Genomic DNA, 20,855 nt, shown 5'->3' on the forward strand with positions numbered 1-20,855 from the left:
CTCCGCCGGAGCCTCGAGAATGGATGGAGGGGCGCCGCGCCGAATCCCTCGCGGCGCTTCCGGAACGATCCTACAGCTTCAGCTCGGCGCTGGCCGGGGCCAGGTCGGCGCCTTTCTGGCCGTCGGGACCGATCAGTTGTACCTGAATTTTCTGGGTGGCGGGGAAGCGCTTGAAGAACTCGGCGAGGGTCAGCAGCTTGAGCAGCTCGGGCTTCTCGCAACTGAGCTGGTAATGGGCGTGGATATCGGCATGACCGTGTTCGTGTTCGTGGCCTGCCTTCTCCTTGTGCGCGTGGGCCGGCGCCTTGTCGCCGAACAGCGGACTCCGCAGTTCCTGGCTGGCCACCGAGCAGCCGGCGGTGACCGGCAGGGCGAACAGCTCCAGCGGTTTTTCCAGCTGCGCGCGGGCCTTGGCCACGGCGGCCTTGTCCGCGTCGGTGCTGGCGGCGTGTTCGAAACCGACCAGGTTCATCGCCGGGCTGTCCAGCTCCAGTTCGAGGGTCTTGCCGTCCAGCGCCACGTTCAACTGGGCGACGCCGTGCTCGTGCTTGCCCAGGCTGCCGTGGGCGTGGTCATGGTCGTGGTCGTCATGGGCATGGGCGGCGAACGGCAGCAAGACGAGGGCTAACAGCAGTGGGCGCATGAACGGGACTCCGGCAAGGAAGGAAAAGAGTTTGTTACGTTATAACGAATTTTTCCGCCTGCCTAGCCTGGCCGATTTGGCCCCTACGCGCCGACGTGGGAGCATGGCGCGATTCGCTTGTGGAGAAACGAGATGGTGCGGATTCGCGGAAGCATCGGCGACTGGCCGGTGGACCTGACCCTGGAACTGGACGCCGAGGATTGGCGCCAGCTGGCGCAACACGTGCCCCCGCCGCCGCTGGGCGAGCCGCAGATCGCGGCGGCCAGGGCGCCGGCAGCGCCAGTGGATCGCCTGTGGCAGACCGCCCAGGACCTGCTGCGCGGCAGCGGGCGGATCGAGGGGCCACAGTTGCTGGCGGAGCTGGAGGCGTTCAGCGGCAACGCCGGCGCCGCCAAGCAACTGCTGGTGCGCCTGCGGCACGACGCCCGGGTCAAGGTCGAGGTGGTCGACGGCACCCAGGTGTTCGTCTGGCTGGAGGACTGAGCCCCGCGGACGGGGCTCGGCGACTCAGTAGAGCGCCTGGTACAGCTTGCGGCGGTAGGCGGTGACCAGTGGGTGGTCGTTGCCGAGCAGGTCGAAGACCTGCACCAGGGTCTTGCGCGGCAGGTCGTCCTGGTAGTCGCGGTTGCGCAGGAACAGCTTGAGCAGGCCGTCCAGGGCCGCCTCGTACTGCTGCCGGGCGAGCTGCTGGACGGCCAACTGGTAGGCCGCCTCGTCGTCGTCGGCATCGGCCGCCAGACGGCTCTTCAGCTCTGCGCTGTCGGGCAGGTCGGCAGCCTGGCGCAGGAAGGTCAGTTGCGCGCGGGCGCCGGCCAGGGCCTGCTTGTGCTCGTCGCTCTTCACCGCGTCGAGGATGGCCTGCGCCTCTTCCAGTTCGCCGCGCTCGGCCAGGCAGCGGGCGTAGAGGATCAGCGCCGCGGGGTTGTCGTTGTTCTCCGCCAGCAGGGCTTTCAGGGTCGCTTCGGCGTCGCCGATGCGGCCTTCGACGAACAGCGCCTGGGCCACTTCCAGCGGGTCTTCGTCGGGCAGCGCCGGTGCTTTCACATGGGGTTCCAGCAGGGCGCGGATCTGCGATTCGGGCTGGGCGCCGGCGAAACCGTCGACCGGCTGGCCATCCTTGAACAGGACCACGGTCGGCAGGCTGCGGATGCCGAAGCGCATCACGATGTCCTGCTCGACGTCGCAGTTGACCTTGGCCAGCAGCAATTCGCCCTGGTAGGACTCGGCGATCTGCGCCAGCAGCGGCATCAACGCCTTGCACGGGGCGCACCAGTCGGCCCAGAAGTCCACCAGGACCGGCTTGTGGAACGAGTTCTCGATGACCAACTGCTCGAAGTTGGCGCCGGTGACGTCGAAGATGTAGGGCGTATCGCTCATGTCGATTCTCGGAAACGCAAGGTGGTGACCACTATAAGTGGGGGCGCGCCGCGCGCAAACAAGCCCGTGCCTCAGGCTTGCCCGCGTTCGGCGTGATACAGGCTGACCAGGCGGAATTCGGCGGGTTCGGCGAGGTCCGGCCAGGTACAGGCGTCGAGCACGTCCAGGCGCCGGTACAGCGGATGACGGAAGTCACGGACCCGCGAGTCGGCGACCAGCGCCTGGCGGCCGCGGCTGAGGAACTGGTCGAGCAGCGGCAGGTTGGCGCGGTCGTAGAGCACGTCGGCCACCAGGATCAGGTCGAAGCGATCGTCCTCGGCGAAGAAGTCCGCCGAATAGCTCAGCTCCACTCCGTTCAGTTCGGCGTTCGCTCGGCTCGCTGCCAGCGCCAGGGGATCCAGGTCGCAAGCCACCACCTCGGCGGCGCCGGCGCGGGCCGCGGCGATCGCCGCCACCCCGGAGCCGCTGCCGAAGTCCAGCACGCGCTTGCCGCGGACCCACTGCGGGCGCGCCGCCAGCCAGCGCGCCAGGACCAGCCCGCTGGCCCAGCAGAAGCACCAGTACGGCGGCTCCTCGAGGATGCGGCGGGTCTCCTCCGGGCTGAACTGGCGGTCCATGTTCTGCGCGTCGATCAGCCACAGGCGCAGGTCGGTGCCGGGCAGCGCGGTGGCGCTGAGCCGGGCGTCGCCGAGCAGCTCGCCCAGCGCCTGGGTCAGGGCTTGCGGTGCCGTCACGGCGCGCGTACCAGGCGCAGTTCGCCGAGGGACTGGGTGGTCGGCTGGGCGATCCGCAACGGATGCAGGCGCCAGGCCAACTGGCCGGACTGGATCACCCGCGCGTGCAGTTCGACGCGCAGCGCGCCGCCAGCCGGCGGGAAGGACTCGGGGTTGAACGGCAGGCGGAAGGGCATGAGTTCGCCGGTGGCCAGCACCGTCTCGCTGGCCAGCAGCCGCTGTGGGCGGTCGCGCTCGTCGATCACCAGCAGTGCCATCTGCACCTCGCTGCCGCGTGGCAGGCTGCCCTGGATGCTGCTCAGCGTTCCGCTCAGCTCGCGCAGGTGGGCCGGCAGCACCGGCTCGACCATGGTCACGCTGCGCGAAGCTTGCGGCGTTGGCGCAGGCTTCGGCTTGTCGCTGGAACAAGCGGCGAGGAGAAGGACGGCCAGCAGGGCGATCGAGCGCAGGGTCATGGGCTGCTCCATAGCGGTGGAATCCGGGCGGCGCTTGTATAGCGCAAAGTGTGATTCTTGTCGCGCTTCGCGTAGGCCGCAACGTCCGATTCTTCCCGCCTCTCCCATCGTGCCGGCGCCGGTCGATTCTGCGGGTGCTCGGTCGGGCGCGGATGCGCTACCATGCGGCTTCCTTCAGCTACGCCTGTATCAGCACCATGCATTGTCCCTTCTGCGGTGCCCATGACACCAAAGTGATTGACTCGCGACTGGTCGCCGAGGGCGATCAGGTGCGCCGGCGCCGCGAGTGCCTGGCCTGCGGCGAACGCTTCACCACCTTCGAGACCGCCGAGCTGGTCATGCCGCGCCTGATCAAGCAGGACGGCAGCCGCCAGCCGTTCGACGAGGACAAGCTGCGCGCCGGCATGCAGCGCGCCCTGGAGAAGCGTCCGGTCAGCGTCGAGCGCCTGGAAGCGGCCATCGGCCACATCAAACATCAGTTGCGCGCCACCGGCGAGCGCGAGATCAAGTCGCGGGTGCTGGGCGAACTGGTGATGGCCGAGCTGCAGAAGCTCGACGAAGTCGCCTACATCCGCTTCGCCTCGGTTTACCGGCGCTTCCAGGACCTCAACGAATTCCGCGAGGAGATCGAACGCCTCGCCCGCGAGCCGACCAAGGAATGAACGCCGCCGACCCGCTGTACATGGCCCGCGCCCTGGAACTGGCGCGCCAGGGGCTGTACTCCACCCATCCGAATCCGCGCGTCGGCTGCGTGCTGGTCAAGGACGGCCAGGTGGTCGGCGAGGGCTGGCACGTCCGCGCCGGCGAGCCGCACGCCGAGGTCCATGCCCTGCGCCAGGCCGGCGAGAATGCACGCGGCGCCACCGCCTACGTGACCCTCGAGCCCTGCAGTCATTTCGGCCGCACCCCGCCGTGCGCCGACGCGCTGGTGGGTGCCGGGGTGGCGCGGGTGGTCGCGGCGATGCAGGATCCCAACCCCGAGGTCGCCGGTCGCGGCCTGCTGCGTCTGATGCAGGCCGGTATCGCGGTGCAGAGCGGGGTCCTCGAGGCCGAGGCGCGGGAACTCAACATCGGTTTCATCAAGCGCATGGAGCATGGCCTGCCGTTCGTCCGGGTCAAGCTGGCGATGAGCCTGGACGGGCGCACCGCCATGGCCAGCGGGGAAAGCCAGTGGATCACCGGCCCCGCCGCGCGTTCGGCGGTGCAGCGCTTGCGCGCTCGCTCCAGCGTGGTGCTGTCCGGCGCCGATACGCTGCTGGCGGACGATGCGCGGCTCAACGTTCGCCCCGACGAACTGGGCCTGAACGCCGAGCTTACCGCGCTCGCCGCGGCTCGCCAGCCGTTGCGGGTGCTGGTCGACGGGCGCCTGCGGGTGCCGCTGGAATCGGCGTTCTACCAGGCCGGTCCGGCACTGGTGGCGACCTGCGCCGCCGCCTCGGCGCGCGAACGCTTCCAGGACGCCGGTCACGAACTGCTGGCGCTGCCCTCCGCCGAGGGGCATGTCGACCTGCACAAGCTGCTCGTGGAACTGGCAGCGCGCGGCGCCAACGAAGTGCTGGTGGAGGCCGGCCCGCGCCTGGCCGGCGCCTTCGCCCGGCTGGGGCTGGTGGATGAGTACCGGCTGTTCGTCGCGCCGAAGTTCCTCGGCTCCAGCGCCCGCCCTTTGCTCGATTGGCCGCTGGCGCGGATGGCCGATGCGGCGCAGTTGCGGATCGACGACATCCGCGCGGTGGGCGACGACTGGCTGGTCACCGCGCGGCCCCGCCCGCAGGACGCCTGAACTTCGCTGCGCGACGACGCGGCGGACGATGCACAAGCTGCGCAACTGTGGTAAAACGCCACACGGCCATCTCGGTGGCCGTAACGTTCTCAGGGCGGGGTGAAAGTCCCCACCGGCGGTAATGGCGCGCAAGGCGCCTAGCCCGCGAGCGCTTGCCGGACCGGCCACCGCCGGACGACAAGGTCAGCAGACCCGGTGCGATTCCGGGGCCGACGGTCATAGTCCGGATAAAGAGAGAACGGGATTGCCTGCCTGGGCGTACCCTGTGCGCCCGCAAGATCCCCTTCGATCCAAAAAGCCCTGTTTTTCACGAAACAGGAGTTCGTCATATGTCTTCATCTTGGAATACCCGCGTTATGGCACGCAGGCCGCTCGGCGTCGCGCCGGCCATGCTGCGCGCCTGTGCGGCGGAAAAACGGGAGGTCGCATGTTCACCGGCATAATCGAGTCGATCGGCAGCGTCCGCGCGATGACGCCCAAGGGCGGCGACCTGCGGGTCTACATCGCCACCGGCAAGCTCGACCTGGGCGACGTCAAGCTCGGCGACAGCATCGCGGTCAACGGCGTCTGCCTGACCGCGGTGGAACTGCCCGGCGATGGCTTCTGGGCCGACGTCAGCCGCGAGAGCCTGGCGCGCACCGCCTTCCAGCACCTGAAGGTGGGCAGCCGGGTGAACCTGGAAAAGGCCCTGACGCCGACCACCCGCCTCGGCGGACACCTGGTGAGCGGCCACGTCGACGGTGTCGGCGAGGTGCTCAAGCGCGAGGAGAACGCCCGCGCCATCCAGTTCACCGTACGCGCCCCGCGCGAACTGGCCAGGTACATCGCGCACAAGGGCTCGATCACCGTCGACGGCACCAGCCTCACGGTGAACGCGGTGAACGGCGCGGAGTTCGAGCTGACCATCGTCCCGCATACGCTCAGCGAAACCATCATGGCCGAGTACCAGCCCGGACGCCGGGTCAACCTCGAGGTCGACCTGCTGGCCCGTTACCTGGAGCGCCTGCTGCTTGGCGACAAGGCCGCCGAGCCCAGCGCCTCCGGCATCAGCGAAGCGTTTCTCGCCGAGAACGGTTTTCTCAAGTAACCCACGAATTGCATAAGGGGGTGCCCATGGCACTCAACACGATCGACGAACTGATCGAAGACATCCGCCAAGGCAAGATGGTCATCCTGATGGATGACGAGGACCGCGAGAACGAAGGCGACGTGATCATGGCCGCCGAATGCGTCCGCACCGAAGACATCAACTTCATGGTCAAGCATGCCCGCGGCCTGGTCTGCATGCCGATGACCCGCGAGCGTTGCGAGCGCCTCGGCCTGCCGCTGATGGTGCAGCGCAACGGCTCCGGCTTCGGCACCAAGTTCACTGTCTCCATCGAGGCCGCCGAGGGCGTCACCACCGGCATCTCCGCCGCGGACCGCGCCCGCACCGTGCAGGCTGCGGCGGCGAAGAACGCCGTGGCCGCCGACATCGTCAGCCCCGGCCACATCTTCCCGCTGATGGCCCAGCCAGGCGGTACCCTGGCTCGCGCCGGGCACACCGAGGCGGCCTGCGACCTGGCGCGGATGGCCGGGTTCGAGCCGTCCGGGGTGATCTGTGAGGTGATGAACGACGACGGCAGCATGGCTCGCCGGCCCGAACTGGAGGCGTTCGCCGCCGAGCACGGGATCAAGATCGGCACCATCGCCGACCTGATCCACTACCGGCTGATCCACGAGCGCACCGTCGAGCGCATCGCCGAGCAGCCGCTGGACAGCGAACTGGGCCACTTCAACCTGATCACCTACCGCGACTCGGTGGAGGGCGACGTGCACCTGGCGCTGACCCTCGGCAAGGTCTGTGCGGAAGAGCCGACCCTGGTCCGCGTGCACAGCATGGACCCGCTGCGCGACCTGCTGCAGGTCAACCAGCCGGGCCGCTGGAGCCTGCGCGCGGCGATGACCAAGGTCGCCGAGGCGGGCAGCGGCGTGGTGCTGCTGCTCGGCCACCAGATCGGCGGCGACGACCTGCTCGCCCATGTCCGCGAGATCGCTTCGGCGCCGGCCCCGGCGCCCAAGGCCACCACCACCTACAGCACCGTTGGTGCCGGTTCGCAGATCCTGCGCGACCTCGGCGTGCGCAAGATGCGCCTGCTGAGTGCGCCGATGCGCTTCAATGCGATATCCGGTTTCGACCTGGAAGTTGTAGAATACCTGCCCGCCGAATAAGGCCTGTCCCGCCCGCCGCGTGCAAGATCGCGGCGGGCGCTATGCTGGACCGACCTTTCGACCCTTTTCGCTCGGGGCGCAACGGCGCCCCGGCTCTTTAACAGATGAGACCTGCTCATGACCCTGAAGACCATCGAAGGTACCTTCATTGCTCCCAAAGGCCGCTACGCCCTGGTGGTCGGCCGCTTCAACAGCTTCGTCGTGGAAAGCCTGGTCAGCGGCGCCGTCGACGCCCTGGTCCGCCACGGCGTGGCTGAAAGCGAGATCACCATCATCCGCGCCCCGGGTGCCTTCGAGATCCCGCTGGTGACCCAGAAGGTCGCCCAGCAAGGCGGCTTCGACGCCATCATCGCCCTCGGCGCGGTGATCCGTGGCGGCACCCCGCACTTCGAATACGTGGCCGGCGAGTGCACCAAGGGCCTGGCCCAGGTGTCCCTGCAGTTCGGCATCCCGGTCGCCTTCGGCGTCCTCACCGTCGACTCCATCGAGCAGGCCATCGAGCGCTCCGGCACCAAGGCCGGCAACAAGGGCGCCGAAGCCGCGCTGTCGGCCCTGGAAATGGTCAGCCTGCTGGCGCAGTTGGAGGCCAAGTGAGCAATCAAGACAGCGGCAACCCGGCAGCCAAGCCGCCGAAAGGCAAGACCGCCGCTCGCCGCAAGGCCCGCAGCCTGGCCGTCCAGGCCCTGTACTCCTGGCAGATCGCCGGCCAGCCCCTGCACGAGATCGAGGCGCAGTTCCGCACCGACAACGACTTCTCCGAGGTCGACGGCGCCTACTTCCACGAGATCCTGCACGGCGTGCCGCGGCAGAAGAGCGAGCTGGACTCCACCTTCGAGCCCTGCCTGGACCGCCCGCTGGCCGAGATCGACCCGGTCGAGCTGGCCATCCTGCGGCTGTCCACCTACGAGCTGCGCAACCGCATCGACGTGCCCTACAAGGTAGTGATCAACGAGGGCATCGAGCTGGCCAAGACCTTCGGCGCCACCGACGGCCACAAGTTCGTCAACGGCGTGCTCGACAAGCTGGCGCCGCGCCTGCGCGCCGCCGAGCTGCGCGGCGGCAAGCGCTGATCCCGCGCCGGCGGCGTCATGGGTGAGTTCGAGCTGATCCGCCGCTTCTTCGCCGCGGCCGCCTGCGCGGCGCCGGCGACGGAGGTGGCCCTCGGCATCGGCGACGACTGTGCCCTGCTGGCGCCGCCTGCCGGCGAACAGCTGGCGGTCTCCACCGACACCCTGGTGGAAGGTGTGCATTTTCCCGCCGGTTGCGACCCTTTCCTTCTTGCCCAGCGCGCCCTGGCGGTCTCCGCCAGCGACCTGGCGGCGATGGGCGCCGCGCCCCTGGCCTTCACCCTGGCCCTGACCTTGCCGAAGGCCGAAGCCGAGTGGTTGCAGGGCTTCGCCCGCGGCCTCGACGCCATGGCCCGGCAGTGCGGCCTGGCCCTGGTCGGCGGCGACACCACGCGCGGCCCGCTGAGCATGACCCTGACCGTATTCGGCAGGGTGCCGGCCGGCCAGGCGCTGACCCGCGCCGGTGCGCGCCCGGGCGACCTGCTCTGCGTCGGGGGCCCGCTCGGCGAGGCTGGAGCGGCGCTGGAACTGGTGCTGGAGCGAAGATCGGCGCCCGCCGAGGTGGCCGAACCGCTGCTGGCGCGCTACTGGACGCCGGCCCCGCAATTCGGTCTGGGCCTCGCCCTGCGCGGCAAGGCCAGCGCCGCCCTGGACATCTCCGACGGGCTGCTCGCCGACTGCGGGCATATCGCCCGCGCTTCCGGCGTCGCCCTGCTGGTCGAATGCCAGCGCTTGCAGGCAAGCGCCGCGTTGAGCGGCCTGCTCGCCGGCGAGGAAGCCTTGCGCCAGCAACTGGCCGCCGGCGACGACTACGTGCTGGCCTTCACCCTGCCGCCTGCGTACCTTGACGAGATTCGCGCCGCGTGGCCGGCCATGGCCGTCATCGGCCGGGTCGAGGCGGGGCAGGGGGTGCACCTGCTCGACGCCGATGGAAAGGAACTCATACCGGCCGTGGCCGGCTACCAACATTTCGGAACCCAACGTGACTGAGCATCCTGATCAGGCGCCGGCGCAGCCGGTGCCGCCGTCGGTCTGGCGCAATCCCTGGCATTTCCTCGCCTTCGGCTTCGGCTCCGGCACCCTGCCCAAGGCGCCGGGCACCTGGGGGTCGCTGGTGGCCATCCCGTTCATCCCGCTGTGGCAGATGCTGCCGGACTGGGGCTACTGGCTGATGCTGGGAGTGACCATGCTGTTCGGCTTCTGGCTGTGCGGCAAGGTCGCCGACGACCTGCGCGTGCACGACCACGAAGGCATCGTCTGGGACGAGATGGTCGGCATGTGGATAACCCTCTGGCTGGTGCCGGAGGGCTGGTGGTGGCTGCTGATCGGCTTCGTCGTGTTCCGCATCGTGGATATTCTCAAACCCTGGCCGATCAGTTGGGTGGACCGCAACGTGCACGGCGGCGTCGGGATCATGCTCGACGACGTCCTGGCCGGGGTATTCGCCTGGCTGGTCATGCAGGGTCTAGTCTGGGGATGGGTACACTGGCTGGTCTGAGGCCTCCCATGCGTCTGCTCGTCCTGTTCTGCTGCCTGTGGCTGCTGCCCGGCGTCGCTTCCGCCGAACCCTCCGTGGGCGAGATCCGCGTGGTCAGCGAAACCTGGACGCGCTACACCCAGGAGGACGGTCGCGGGGTGGCCTGGGACCTGCTGCGGGCCGTCTACGAGCCGGCCGGGGTACGCCTGCGGATCGCCAACGAGCCCTATACCCGGGCGGTCGGCCTGGTCCTGCGCGGCGAGGCCGACGCCTGGGTCGGCGCCTACCGCGGGGAAATCGACGAAGCGCTTTACCCTCGCTGGCCCTATGACGTCGATCCGATCGCCGTGCTTTCCCTGAAGGACAATCCGCCGCCGCCGCTGGAGGGCCTGAGCCGGTTCCGCCTGTCATGGATGCGTGGCTACGCCTTCGCCCGCTATTTCCCTACCCTGACCCCGCACAGCGAGTTGCAGCGCCGCACCTCGGCGCTGCCGATGCTGCTCAACCACCGGGTCGACTATTTCATCGATTCGCGTCCGGAACTGGAGGAAATGCTCGCAGGGGCCGGAGCGCTGGCGGCTGAGTACCGCATCACCGACGTCACTCGGTTGCCGCTGTATCTTGGCTTCTCCGATTCCCCCAGGGGCCGTGAGCTGCTGGCGCTGTTCGACCGGCGCATGCGGCAGCTGCATGCCAGCGGCGAGCTGGAACGGATCTTCGCCCGCTGGAACTGGCCCTATGCGCCGTTGAAGGCAATCCTGCCACCCAAGGAGTGATCATGCTGCGGCTGTGCGTCGCCCTGTTTTCCAGCGTTCTCGCGTTGCCCTCGCTGGCCGCGCCCCAGGTGTTCGTGGTCGGCCTGTTCCCCGGCGCGGCGGTACTCAACGTCGACGGCCAGCGCAAGCTGGTCAGGGTCGGCCAGACCGGCCCACAGGGCGTCCAGGTGGTCAGCGCCGACAGTCGCAAGGCGGTGCTGCGGATCGATGGCGTCGAGCGCACCTACGAACTGAGCCGCGAATACAACGAGGCGGGCTATTCGGCGCCGCAGCGGCAAAGCTTCAGCATCGCTCGCGGCACCGGCGGGCACTATTGGGTGGCCGGTTCGGTGAACGGGCAGAACATGCAGTTCCTGGTGGATACCGGCGCCACCAGCATCGCCATGAACGAGAACGAGGCGCGCCGCCTGGGTATCGATTACCGGGTGGACGGCAAGCCGATGGTCGCCTCCACCGCCAGCGGCACCTCGCGCGGCTGGCGGGTGACCCTGGACCGGGTGAAGATCGGCGGTATCGAGTTGCTGGGCGTCGAGGCGGCGGTGATCGAGGGTGGCTATCCGACCGAAGCCCTGCTCGGCATGAGTTTCCTCAACCGGGTGCGCTGGCGCGAGGAACAGGGGATGCTGCTTATCGAGGCCAAGCATTGAATGTCGCTCGCTCATAACCCCGGGTTCTATTCATCGTCCATCTCGATAGGTATTTGCGGCATTTCGAGCTGACCGGGCGCCGGACGCTGCTGGTACAATGGCGGACTTCCGTTTCCCTAGGAGTTCCCCGGTGTCCGTCGTGTTCGTCGCCGCCTCCAAACTGCCGACTCCCTTCGGCGAATTCACCATGCATGGCTTCCTCGACGAGGAGAGCGGCAAGGAACATGTAGCCCTGAGCATGGGCGACATCGCCGATGGCGCGCCGGTGCTTGGCCGCCTGCATTCCGAATGCCTGACCGGCGACGCGCTGTTCAGCCTGCGCTGCGATTGCGGTTTCCAGCTGGAAGGCGCGCTTGCCGCCATCGCCGAGGAGGGCCGTGGCGTGCTCCTCTACCTGCGCCAGGAAGGTCGCGGCATTGGCCTGCTGAACAAGATCCGCGCCTACGAGCTGCAAGATGCCGGCGCCGACACCGTCGAGGCGAACCTGCAACTGGGTTTCGGCGCTGACCAGCGCGACTACGCCATGTGCCAGCCGATGCTCGCGCACCTGGGCGTTTCCTCCCTGCGCCTGATGACCAACAATCCGCGCAAGGTCAAGGCACTGGAAAGCTACGCCATCACCGTGGCGGAGCGCGTGCCGCTGCAAAAGGGCCTGAACAAGCACAACAGGCGCTACCTGGCGACCAAGGCCGGCAAGCTCGGGCACATGCTCGGCAGCCTGCACCAGGGCGAGGCGGAAACCACGTGAGTCGCCAGCAAGCCCGCGGCGCGCTGGGACGCGCCTGGTGGTTGCAACTGGCGTTGGCGCTGTTGCCGCTGATCCTGGTCGAGTTCTTCCTCGGCGAACTGCAACCCCTTCCCCATGGCCTGGCGATGCCGCTGTTCATCGCCGCGCTGCTGTCGATGTTCGTCAATCTGCCGCTGTTCGGTGCCTACAAGCGTGGTCTCATCGCCACCCAGAAAGCGCTGGATACGGCGGAGGAAGCCGCCGCCTGGACCCGCCTGGCGCAGGTGCGCCGCAAGGCCCTGTTCGGCGCCAGCCTGCCGGCCTGGATCGGCGTGCCGGGTGTGTTCGCCGGGCTCAACGGCGTTGCGCTGATCCTGCTCGGGATCACCAGCCTGGTGCTGTTCTGGCTCTACCGTATTCCGCGTCAACTCGGTTGATGCGCTCGTTCTGGCTGCTCGCCTGCCTGCTCCTCAGCCTTTCCGCCGGGGCGGCGCAGCGGGTGGTCAGCCTGGCGCCTTCGCTGACCGACAGCGTCCTCGAACTCGGCGCAGCGCGCCGCCTGGTCGGCGTGCTGGATGGCGGCGAGCGTCCGGCGGCGATTGGCGACCTGCCTTCCGTCGGCCGCTACGGCCAGGTCAATCTCGAACGCCTGCTGGAACTGCAGCCCGACCTGATCCTGGTCTGGCCCGGCAGCGTGCCCGAGGCGCAGTTGCAGCGCCTGCGGGACTTCGGCATCGCCCTCTTCATCGCCGAACCGCACAGCCTCGACGAACTGGCCCTGCAACTGGCTGCGCTGGGCGAGGCATTGGGCGAGGCCGAGGCCGGCCAGCGGTTGTCGGCCAGGTTCCGCGAAGGCATGCGGCGCCTGGCCGAGCGCTACCGGCGGGACAAGCCGCTGAAAGTGTTCTACCAGGTCTGGGACCGGCCGCTGTACACCATTGGCGGACGCCAGGTGATCAGCGATGCGCTGCGCGTCTGCGGCGCCGAGAACCTATTCGGCGACCTGCCGCAGCCGGCGCCGCAGGTCAGCGTCGAGGCGGTTCTGGCGCGCGATCCGGCGGTCATCGTCGCCGGCAGTCACGCCCAGCTCGAACTCTGGCGGCAATGGCCGGCGCTGGCGGCGACGCGGCGCGGACAGCTGTACCGGATCGAAGACAAGAACCTCGAGCGGCCGAGCTTCGCCATGCTGGCGGCGACCGAGAAACTCTGCCGCTCGCTCGCCGGGGCGCGCTGAATGCTTGCCGGTATCGCGCGCTGTATCGGCGGATAACGCCGGCGGCGTTATTCGCCCTACGGCAATTGGGGGGGAGGGCGAATAACCGCAACGCGGTTATCGCTGCCAGTCGGCGGGGCATGTCGGTATGGTGGTGTATCGGCGGATAACGCCGGTGGCGTTATTCGCCCTACGGCAATTGGGGGGTAGGGCGAATAACCGCAACGCGGTTATCCGCCGTTGTCGCTGGGTTTGGCGCTATTGCCGGTCGAGACGCTGGCGTACCGCCTTTTCGATGCCCGCGGCATCCAGGCCGCATTCGGCGAGCATCTCGCTGGGCTTGGCGTGTTCGACGTAGTAGTCGGGCAGGCCCAGTTGCAGCAGCGGGACTTCGAGGCCCTCGCTGGCGAGGAACTCGCCGACCGCCGAGCCGGCGCCGCCCATCACGGCGTTTTCCTCGATGGTCACCAGCAGTTCGTGGCTGCCCGCCAATTCGCGTACCAGGGCTTCGTCGAGGGGTTTGACGAAACGCATGTCGACGACCGTGGCGTCGAGGCTTTCGGCGACCTTCATCGCTTCCGCCAACTGCACGCCGAAGACCAGCAGTGCGACCCTGCCGCCGCGCCGACGGACCACGCCCTTGCCGATCTCCACCGGTTGCAGGTCCGGATCGATCGGATGGTTGGGGCCGCTGCCGCGTGGATAGCGTACCGCGGCCGGGCCATCGAACAGATAGCCGGTGGTGAGCAGCTTGCGCAGCTCGTCCTCGTCGCTGGGGGTCATCACCAGCATGCCGGGGATGCAGCGCAGGTAGGAGATGTCGAAGCTGCCGGCGTGGGTCGGGCCGTCCTCGCCGACCAGGCCGGCGCGGTCGATGGCGAACAGCACGTCGAGGTGCTGCACGGCGACGTCATGGATCAACTGGTCGTAGGCGCGCTGGAGGAAGGTCGAGTAGATCGCCACCACCGGCTTCATGCCCTCGCAGGCCATGCCGGCGGCCAGGGTCACGGCATGCTGTTCGGCGATGGCGACGTCGAAGTAGCGTTCCGGGTAGCGTTCGCTGAAGGCCACCAGGTCGGAACCTTCCTTCATCGCCGGGGTGATGCCGAGCAGGCGCGCGTCCTGGGCGGCCATGTCGCACAGCCACTGGCCGAAGACGCTGGAATACTTGGGTCCGCCGGTCTTCTTCGGCGCACTGCCGGGAGCTTCCAGCTTGGTGATCGCGTGGTAGCCGATCGGATCCAGTTCGGCCGGGGCGAAGCCCTTGCCTTTCTTGGTCACCACATGGAGGAACTGCGGGCCCTTCATGTCGCGCATGTTGCGCAGGGTAGCCACCAGGGTCGGCAGGTCGTGGCCGTCGATCGGGCCGATGTAGTTCCAGCCGAGTTCCTCGAACAGGGTGCCGGGGACCAGCATGCCCTTGGCGTATTCCTCGGTGCGCCGGGCGATCTCCCAGGCCCCGGGCAGGCGCGAGAGTACCTTCTTGCTGCCCTCGCGCATGCTGCTATAGGTGCGGCTGGAGAGGATCTTCGCCAGGTAGTTGGAGAGCCCGCCGACGTTGTGCGAGATCGACATGTCGTTGTCGTTGAGGATCACCAGCATGTCGGCATCGACTTCCGAGGCGTGGTTGAGTGCCTCGAAGGCCATGCCGGCGGTCAGCGCACCGTCACCGATCACGGCCACCGACTTGCGCTCCTTGCCTTGCAGGCGGGCGGCGATGGCCATGCCCAGGGCGGCGCTGATGGAGGTGCTGGAGTGGCCGACGCCGAAGGTGTCGTACTCGCTCTCTGCGCGGCGCGGGAAGGCCGCCAGGCCGTTCTTCTGGCGCAGGGTGCCCATCAGCTCGCGGCGTTCGGTGAGGATCTTGTGCGGATAGGCCTGGTGGCCGACGTCCCAGACCAGGCGGTCGTCCGGAGTGTCGAAGACGTAGTGCAGGGCGATGGTCAGCTCGACCACGCCGAGGCCGGCGCCGAAATGACCGCCGGTCTGGCCGACGGTATACAGCAGGTACTGGCGCAGCTCGTCGGCCAGGGTTTCCAGGTCCGCCTCGCCCAGCCGGCGCAGTTCGGCCGGCGAAGAGGCGCGGTCGAGCAGGGGCGTGGCGGGGCGCTCGCGGGGAATCTCATGGAGCGTCTTGGGCATCAGGCTGTCGTTATGCAATCCGGAGAGGCCAGCAGTTTACCTGATGCACCGGCCGCGCCCAAGCAAGGGAGCCCCTACCTTTGCCGGGGACTTCCGACGACCCGTCGGTCAGTTGCGTCGCTCGACGATGTAGCGGGCCAGTTGGCGCAGCGGGTCGGCGCTCGGCGGAAAACCGTCGAGGGCGGCCAGGGCCTGGTCGCGCAGCTCCAGGGCATAGCCTTTGGCGGCCTCCAGGCCGAGCAGGGCGGGATAGGTCGGCTTGTTGTGCGCCTGGTCCTTGCCCTGGGTCTTGCCGAGGGTGGCGGTGTCGCTTTCCACGTCGAGGATGTCGTCCTGCACCTGGAAGGCCAGGCCGATCGCCTCGGCGTAGCGCTCCAGGACGGCCAGCGCGGCGGGCTCGGCGCGACCGCTGGCGAGGGCGCCGAGGCGCACGCTGGCTTCGATCAGCGCGCCGGTCTTGTGCCGGTGCATGACTTCCAGGGCCGCCTGGTCGAGGGCCACGCCGACCGAGCCGAGGTCGATCGCCTGGCCGCCGACCATGCCGGCGGAGCCTGCGGCGCGCGCCAGGCGGGTGAGCATTTCCAGACAGACGGCATGTTCCTGCGGATTGCGCCGGGTGTCGGCGAGCACTTCGAAGGCCAGCGCCTGCAAGCCGTCGGCGGCGAGGATCGCGGTGGCCTCGTCGAAGGCCCGGTGGGTGGTCGGCTGGCCACGGCGCAGGTCGTCGTCGTCCATCGCCGGCAGGTCGTCGTGGACCAGCGAGTAGGCATGGATCAGCTCCACCGCGCAGGCCGCGGCGTCGGCGCGCTGCGGCGCACCGCCGAGGGCCTCGCAGGCGGCGTAGGCGAGCAGCGGGCGAACCCGCTTGCCACCGTTCATCACGCTGTAGCGCATGGCCTCGTAGAGGCGTTGCAGTTCTTCGCGGGGAGCGACGAACAGGGCGTCCAGGGCGGCATCGACGCGCGCCTGGCAGCGCGCCTGGTAGGCCGCGATCATGCCTCGTCGCCTTCCGCATCGAACGGCGCTTCGCTGAGCTCGCCGTCGCGTTCGAGGAGGATCTGTACCTTCTGTTCGGCCTGGCTCAGCGACGTCTGGCATTCGCGGGTCAGGCGGATGCCCTGCTCGAAGGCGCCCAGCGACTCTTCCAGCGACAGCTCGCCGCTTTCCAGGCGTTCCACCAGGGTTTGCAGCTCGGTGAGGGACTGTTCGAAATCGAGGGTTTTCTTGCGGGCCATCGGGGGAGTCTCGGCGAGGTGTACAAAACCCCGCGACACTAGCAGAGGGGCGGGGGCCGGGCAAATCGGCGGAAGGTCGCTACGACCGATCGGGACGACCATGGCGGCGGCATTGGCTAAGGTGGAGAGAGGTCCAGCGAGGAGGAGCCGACAGGCGATGCGCATCCAGGAGGTCCGGGAACGCAGTATTCCCCTTTCCCGTTACGCCGGCGTGGCGGCTGCCACCGGTGGTTTGAGCACCAGCCTGGTGGCGGTGCTCACCGATACCGTGCGCGACGGTCGGCGTGTGGTCGGCTACGGCCACGCCTCGGTAGGGCGCTACGCCCAGGGCGGGCTGATCCGCGAGCGTTTCGCCCCGCGCCTGCTGGGGGCTCCGGCGGACAGCCTGGCGAGCGACGACGGCAGTGGCATCGATCCGTTGCGTGCCTGGGACCTGATGATGCGCGACGAGAAGCCCGGCGGCCACGGCGAACGCTGCGTCGCGGTGGGCGCCCTGGACATGGCCCTGTGGGATGCCGCGGCCAAGGCCGCCGGCCTGCCGCTGCATCGCTTCCTGGCGCGACGCCTGGGGCTGGCGGAAGACTATCCGCAGCGCGTACCGATCTACGCCGGCGGCGGCTACCCCTATCCGCACGACGACCTGGGACGCCTGGAAGAGGAGCTGCGGCGCTTCGTCGATCTCGGCTACACCCACGCCAAGATCAAGATCGGCGCGGCCGGGCTGGACCAAGACCGGCGCCGTATCGACAGGGCGCTGCGGGTTCTCGGCGACGCTTCGCGGCTGGCGGTCGACGCGATGAACCGCTACGACGCGGGGGGCGCCGTCGACGCAGCGAAAGCCCTGGCGCCGCTGGGGTTGTGGTGGTTCGAGGACATCTGCGACCCCCACGATTTCCCTACCCAGGCCGAAGTAGCGGATATCTATCCGGGCCCCATCGGTGCCGGCGAGGCCTTGTTCTCCCTGGCCGAGGCTCGCCTGCTGGACCTCTACGGCGGCTTGCGGCGGGAGCGCGACGTGCTGGTCTTCGACCCCGTGCATTGCTATGGCCTGCCGGGCTACCTGGCGATACTCGACCACCTGTGCGCCCGGGGTTGGCCGCGCGCGGCCTTCCGCCCGCACGCCGGCTACCTGTTCAGCCTGCACCTGGTGGCGGCCCTGCGCCTGGGCTGGGCCGAGGCTACGCCGTCGGCTTTCCGGCCATTCGACGATTTCGCCGGTGCCCTGCCGTTTTCCTCGGGACTGGCGGGATTGCCACAGTCGCCTGGTATCGGCTTCGAGCGCCAGGCGACACTTGCCGGGCTGTTCCGCAAGCTTCTGGAGGCCTAGAGAACGGTGATTGGCTGGGGTTGTGCGGAGGCATTAAAAAAGCCGGCTTGTGGCCGGCTTTTCTGGGGTGGGGTTGGCTTACTTCTGATAAGCCGCGCCTGCCTTAGGAATTCTGCATCGACGAGCCGAGGGCTCGTGAAGGAGGCGCTACTCTAGCAAACTCGGCCGGTCCTGCCCAGCATCCCGCGGGGCTCTATTTCGCCGGCTGCGAGCGGCGCCTGGCGAGAGCGCTCAGCACTTGGGCGACGAGGGCTTGGCCGGCTTGCTTTTCTTCACCGGCGATGCCTTGGGTAGCTGGGGCGCGGGAGCGGTATCCGGACTCAGACCCTCCACGCGGTAGCGCCAACCCTTGACGGCTGAGACCTGCCCGTCGGCGAAGCCCTTGCTGTCGGTCAGTTGCAACCAGTACTGGCGCTCCAGTTCCAGAAGCTGGCCCTGCAGCGTGCCGCCGGCGAAACTCTTGAGCGTGAAGGTCAGCAGCGGTTTTTGCCGCGAGGCCTTGGCCGGCGCGACCTCCAGCAGCCTGAGCGCAGCGAACAGGCGTGCGGCCTGCTCGGCTTCCGCCTCGCCCATCAACTGTGGCCTGGATGGGAACTGTCGCAGGCGGATGCCATCGTCCTTTTCGCTGGCTCGGGAAATGTTCAGCCGTACACCGTTGCCATAGGACAGGGTCAGCTCGCGCAACTGTTCGAATGGCAGGTCGGTCAACCGAGGGTCGAGCAGGGCCAGGTCGTTGACCGGCAGGCCGACCGTTCGGTCGATCAGCCAGGCCCGCTCATCGTCGGCCTGCCTGACCAACTGCCCGCCCTGCGAGGTGCGCTTGCCCAGCAACAGAACCAGCGGCGGCGCGTCGCCGCGCTCCAGGGTGATCCGGCTGGCCTGGCCCTTGCCCTGGTCGGAGAGTCCCATGCGCTCGCGGTTTTCCGGCGAGGCGCTCTTTTCCTCCAGCAGGCGCGCGTCGGCCAGGCTGCGCAACAGCTGCCTGATGGTTTCCCCCGAGGCGGGATAGCCGTCCTTGCTGGCGAGCGTCCAGTCCTTGCCATCGCGCCTGGCGCGGATCGTCGGTTGGCCGGGGGTGGCGATGCACAGCGCGGTCACCTGGTGCGGTTTCAGCCCTGGCAGCCAGGCGCGGCTCGCAGGCGGTTGCGCGGGCGGTTGCTGCCGTTCGTGGAGCCAGCCCAAGGTTCCGGCGAACAGCGCCAGGGCGAGAGCGAGTCCCGCTATGCTACCCAGGCGCATGTCAGCCCCTCCTCCGGCGCATGCTGCGCCAGGTCCAATGCAGCAGGAGGAGCAGGGTGAGGAGCGCCGGCAGCAGGACCGTATTGGCCAGTTTCACCTGTTCCGCCAGGCGCTCGACATCGGCATTCAGTTGGAACTGCAATTGACGCAGTTGCTGGCGGATGCGCAATTTGTCATCAATGAAGCGGCGCAGCGTCGCTTCCATTTCCGGAGTCACCTCCTGGCCGCCGTCGTCCATCGATTGCTGCAGGGCCCGCAGGTTCTTGTCGGTATCGTTGAGGCTCTGCTGCAGCGCGTTGAGCTGTTCCTGGGCGCGCATCCCGGCTTCGCGGCGGAGCGCTTCCACGCGGGTGAACGGGCGCTTCGTATGGCCTCGCGAGCGCAGGTCGATCAGCGCGTCCGAACCGGAGAGGTAGTCGAGGGCATTGCCGACGAACAGGTCGTTGTCCGCCCATACCTGCGGCTCGTTGTGGCCGGGCTGTTCCTGGAGCCAGAGCGGATTGCTCAGCAGGTCCGTATCGGCGACCAACAGCACATGGATGTTCGCGCTGTCGGTCAGGCCTTCGCCTTGCTTCCCGCGGTCCGCGGGGAAGGCACTCGTCGCCGGCCCCTCGACCTTGGCGGCCAGCACGTAGCGTTCTCCGGTCGGGACCAGGGTGGCGTTGAGCTGCTCCGTCGAGGATTGGCGGAAGCGCTCCAGCGACAGCGGCATGCTGTGCGCCGAGCTGTGCAGCAACGGAATGAAGCGCGTCGAGGCTCCGCCGAGAGGTTCGAGCAGGCCGACGCTGGCGAGGTTGAGGCTTTCCAGGCCGGTGGTCAGCACGTTGTCGTGGGGGAACGTGTCGCCGGGGAGGTGCAGCCAGGTCGGATTGCGCTCCGGGCGACGTTCGGCGTTGGGTTTGATCATGGCGAACGAGGCATCCGCCAGCAGGGTATCCGGCCGCAACTGGACGCCCCAGGAACGCAGCAACGGGGCCAGGTCGGAGCCTTTCCCGCCGTCCGCATCGGCGAGACTCAGAGGATCGACGAAGGCCAGCAGCTTGCCGCCGCGCAGGACGAACTGGTCGATGGCGTATTGGGTCTGTTCGGACAATTGCCTGGGGTGCACCAGCATCAACACCGAGATGTCGGCGGGGATTTCCGTCGAGGCGAGCCCCAGGGTGCGGATGTCGAACTGTTGGTAGAGCTTGTCCATCATCGCCCACGGCCTGCTGCCCGACTGCCCGTCGGTGGGCGCCTGCCCGGTCATCGGCAGCGAACTCATCAGGCCGACTACCGTGCGCTCCCGTTGCGCGAGCGCCTGGACCAGGCGGCTGAGATCGTATTCCAGAAGCGGCTCTTCTTCCGGCGAGAAGAACGGGATCACCTGGAGGCCGTCGGTTGCATCGGTGGCCGCCAGGCCAAAGTAGATGGCTTCGCCATTCGTGCCGATGGGCAGCGCTTGCAGGCCGAAGCGCGCGGCACGGTCCTCGTCGTCGGAGAATGGCAGGGGGTCGATCACGAACAGTCGGACATTGCCGTGGCTCCGCCGCGCATAGAGGTCCAGCACCTCCTCGACGCGGCGGGCGTAGTTGCGCAGGGCGGGCAGGTCATTGGCGCGGCTTTTCGAAAAGAACAGGTAGAGGTTGAGCGGTTCGTCGAGGCTGTCGAGGACTTCCTGGGTGCCGGCGCTGAAGGTGTAGAGCTTCTGCTGGGTGAGGTCGAACTGCTGGTCGCGCAGCAGCAGGCTGGACAGCAGGTTGAAAGCGAGGAACAGCAGGCCGACCAGCAGCAGGCCGACGCCCGAGTACAGGGTTCGTTTCATG

At 68.2% G+C, this 20,855-nt stretch carries 24 protein-coding genes and 1 riboswitch; of the genes, 15 read left to right on the top strand and 9 right to left on the bottom strand.

The genetic code is table 11. The features are described from left to right. Positions 1-70: 70 nt before the first annotated feature. Complete coding sequence (locus AC4OR5_RS26260) at positions 71-643, bottom strand: DUF2796 domain-containing protein (RefSeq protein WP_034075853.1); 573 nt, start codon at positions 641-643, stop codon at positions 71-73. 132 nt (positions 644-775) lie between these two features. Between AC4OR5_RS26260 and AC4OR5_RS26265 the strand changes: the two genes are divergently transcribed. Continuing rightward, positions 776-1,126, top strand: a complete 351-nt coding sequence (locus AC4OR5_RS26265) for a hypothetical protein (RefSeq protein WP_023092434.1) — start codon at positions 776-778, stop codon at positions 1,124-1,126. A gap of 24 nt (positions 1,127-1,150) precedes the next feature. On the opposite strand, the gene trxA is transcribed toward AC4OR5_RS26265, so the two are convergent. The 3 genes from trxA to AC4OR5_RS26280 form a co-directional block, all read right to left on the bottom strand. Continuing rightward, positions 1,151-2,020, bottom strand: a complete 870-nt coding sequence (gene trxA, locus AC4OR5_RS26270) for a thioredoxin (RefSeq protein WP_058160157.1) — start codon at positions 2,018-2,020, stop codon at positions 1,151-1,153. Between the two features lie 71 nt (positions 2,021-2,091). Beyond that, on the bottom strand, positions 2,092-2,754 hold the full coding sequence (locus AC4OR5_RS26275) for a class I SAM-dependent methyltransferase (protein WP_023105815.1): 663 nt from the start codon (positions 2,752-2,754) through the stop codon (positions 2,092-2,094). Then, the gene (locus AC4OR5_RS26280) at positions 2,751-3,221 is read right to left on the bottom strand and encodes a YbaY family lipoprotein (RefSeq protein WP_003132387.1); all 471 of its coding nucleotides are present in this window, start codon (positions 3,219-3,221) and stop codon (positions 2,751-2,753) included. The genes AC4OR5_RS26275 and AC4OR5_RS26280 overlap by 4 nt, the downstream gene beginning before the upstream one ends. A 185-nt stretch (positions 3,222-3,406) precedes the next feature. On the opposite strand from AC4OR5_RS26280, the gene nrdR reads away from it, so the two are divergent. The 13 genes from nrdR to AC4OR5_RS26345 all read left to right on the top strand — a co-directional run bounded on the left by nrdR (position 3,407) and on the right by AC4OR5_RS26345 (position 13,128). Then, a complete protein-coding gene (gene nrdR, locus AC4OR5_RS26285; protein ID WP_058160171.1) occupies positions 3,407-3,871 on the top strand; it encodes a transcriptional regulator NrdR in 465 nt (154 codons plus the stop codon). Further along, positions 3,868-4,989 carry a bifunctional diaminohydroxyphosphoribosylaminopyrimidine deaminase/5-amino-6-(5-phosphoribosylamino)uracil reductase RibD gene (gene ribD, locus AC4OR5_RS26290; RefSeq protein ID WP_058160156.1) on the top strand — a complete coding sequence of 374 codons (1,122 nt, stop codon included), beginning with the start codon at positions 3,868-3,870 and terminating at the stop codon, positions 4,987-4,989. Before nrdR ends, ribD begins: the two co-directional genes overlap by 4 nt. Before the next feature lie 81 nt (positions 4,990-5,070). Further along, positions 5,071-5,233, top strand: a riboswitch (FMN riboswitch). 183 nt (positions 5,234-5,416) lie between these two features. Beyond that, positions 5,417-6,076 carry a riboflavin synthase gene (locus AC4OR5_RS26295; protein ID WP_003093316.1) on the top strand — a complete coding sequence of 220 codons (660 nt, stop codon included), beginning with the start codon at positions 5,417-5,419 and terminating at the stop codon, positions 6,074-6,076. 26 nt (positions 6,077-6,102) lie between these two features. Beyond that, the gene (gene ribBA, locus AC4OR5_RS26300; RefSeq protein WP_058160155.1) at positions 6,103-7,200 is read left to right on the top strand and encodes a bifunctional 3,4-dihydroxy-2-butanone-4-phosphate synthase/GTP cyclohydrolase II; all 1,098 of its coding nucleotides are present in this window, start codon (positions 6,103-6,105) and stop codon (positions 7,198-7,200) included. Positions 7,201-7,317: 117 nt separating this feature from the next. Then, positions 7,318-7,794 carry a 6,7-dimethyl-8-ribityllumazine synthase gene (gene ribH, locus AC4OR5_RS26305; protein WP_003093311.1) on the top strand — a complete coding sequence of 159 codons (477 nt, stop codon included), beginning with the start codon at positions 7,318-7,320 and terminating at the stop codon, positions 7,792-7,794. Then, the gene (gene nusB, locus AC4OR5_RS26310) at positions 7,791-8,270 is read left to right on the top strand and encodes a transcription antitermination factor NusB (protein ID WP_003093308.1); all 480 of its coding nucleotides are present in this window, start codon (positions 7,791-7,793) and stop codon (positions 8,268-8,270) included. Before ribH ends, nusB begins: the two co-directional genes overlap by 4 nt. 18 nt (positions 8,271-8,288) lie before the next feature. Beyond that, a complete protein-coding gene (thiL, locus tag AC4OR5_RS26315) occupies positions 8,289-9,257 on the top strand; it encodes a thiamine-phosphate kinase (RefSeq protein WP_058134677.1) in 969 nt (322 codons plus the stop codon). Beyond that, complete coding sequence (locus AC4OR5_RS26320; RefSeq protein ID WP_003093304.1) at positions 9,250-9,765, top strand: phosphatidylglycerophosphatase A family protein; 516 nt, start codon at positions 9,250-9,252, stop codon at positions 9,763-9,765. The genes thiL and AC4OR5_RS26320 overlap by 8 nt, the downstream gene beginning before the upstream one ends. An 8-nt stretch (positions 9,766-9,773) precedes the next feature. Beyond that, the gene (locus tag AC4OR5_RS26325) at positions 9,774-10,520 is read left to right on the top strand and encodes a substrate-binding periplasmic protein (protein ID WP_003093303.1); all 747 of its coding nucleotides are present in this window, start codon (positions 9,774-9,776) and stop codon (positions 10,518-10,520) included. A 2-nt stretch (positions 10,521-10,522) separates the two neighbouring features. Beyond that, complete coding sequence (locus AC4OR5_RS26330) at positions 10,523-11,167, top strand: TIGR02281 family clan AA aspartic protease (protein WP_003110509.1); 645 nt, start codon at positions 10,523-10,525, stop codon at positions 11,165-11,167. A 130-nt stretch (positions 11,168-11,297) separates the two neighbouring features. Then, positions 11,298-11,915, top strand: coding sequence for a GTP cyclohydrolase II (gene ribA, locus AC4OR5_RS26335; protein WP_021265272.1), 618 nt, complete (start codon positions 11,298-11,300; stop codon positions 11,913-11,915). Further along, the gene (locus tag AC4OR5_RS26340) at positions 11,912-12,331 is read left to right on the top strand and encodes a hypothetical protein (protein ID WP_003093296.1); all 420 of its coding nucleotides are present in this window, start codon (positions 11,912-11,914) and stop codon (positions 12,329-12,331) included. The genes ribA and AC4OR5_RS26340 overlap by 4 nt, the downstream gene beginning before the upstream one ends. Then, positions 12,331-13,128 carry a cobalamin-binding protein gene (locus tag AC4OR5_RS26345; protein WP_003102817.1) on the top strand — a complete coding sequence of 266 codons (798 nt, stop codon included), beginning with the start codon at positions 12,331-12,333 and terminating at the stop codon, positions 13,126-13,128. Before AC4OR5_RS26340 ends, AC4OR5_RS26345 begins: the two co-directional genes overlap by 1 nt. A 237-nt stretch (positions 13,129-13,365) precedes the next feature. Here the strand turns inward: AC4OR5_RS26345 and dxs are convergent, their stop codons facing one another. The 3 genes from dxs to AC4OR5_RS26360 all read right to left on the bottom strand — a co-directional run bounded on the left by dxs (position 13,366) and on the right by AC4OR5_RS26360 (position 16,484). Next, positions 13,366-15,249: a 1-deoxy-D-xylulose-5-phosphate synthase gene (dxs, locus tag AC4OR5_RS26350; protein WP_003102816.1), complete on the bottom strand. Its 1,884-nt coding sequence runs from the start codon at positions 15,247-15,249 to the stop codon at positions 13,366-13,368. Between the two features lie 108 nt (positions 15,250-15,357). Next, on the bottom strand, positions 15,358-16,245 hold the full coding sequence (ispA, locus tag AC4OR5_RS26355; RefSeq protein WP_491952853.1) for a (2E,6E)-farnesyl diphosphate synthase: 888 nt from the start codon (positions 16,243-16,245) through the stop codon (positions 15,358-15,360). Next, positions 16,242-16,484, bottom strand: coding sequence for an exodeoxyribonuclease VII small subunit (locus tag AC4OR5_RS26360; protein ID WP_003093283.1), 243 nt, complete (start codon positions 16,482-16,484; stop codon positions 16,242-16,244). Before AC4OR5_RS26360 ends, ispA begins: the two co-directional genes overlap by 4 nt. A gap of 157 nt (positions 16,485-16,641) precedes the next feature. Here AC4OR5_RS26360 and AC4OR5_RS26365 point away from each other — a divergent pair, with 157 nt between their 5' ends. After that, positions 16,642-17,811: a mandelate racemase/muconate lactonizing enzyme family protein gene (locus tag AC4OR5_RS26365; RefSeq protein ID WP_058160154.1), complete on the top strand. Its 1,170-nt coding sequence runs from the start codon at positions 16,642-16,644 to the stop codon at positions 17,809-17,811. Between the two features lie 231 nt (positions 17,812-18,042). Here the strand turns inward: AC4OR5_RS26365 and AC4OR5_RS26370 are convergent, their stop codons facing one another. Further along, on the bottom strand, positions 18,043-19,050 hold the full coding sequence (locus tag AC4OR5_RS26370) for a DUF4340 domain-containing protein (RefSeq protein ID WP_003137639.1): 1,008 nt from the start codon (positions 19,048-19,050) through the stop codon (positions 18,043-18,045). A 1-nt stretch (position 19,051) separates the two neighbouring features. Then, the gene (locus AC4OR5_RS26375; RefSeq protein WP_034016675.1) at positions 19,052-20,854 is read right to left on the bottom strand and encodes a GldG family protein; all 1,803 of its coding nucleotides are present in this window, start codon (positions 20,852-20,854) and stop codon (positions 19,052-19,054) included. Position 20,855: the final 1 nt, after the last annotated feature.

This window comes from Pseudomonas sp. YA1 (assembly GCF_058680555.1).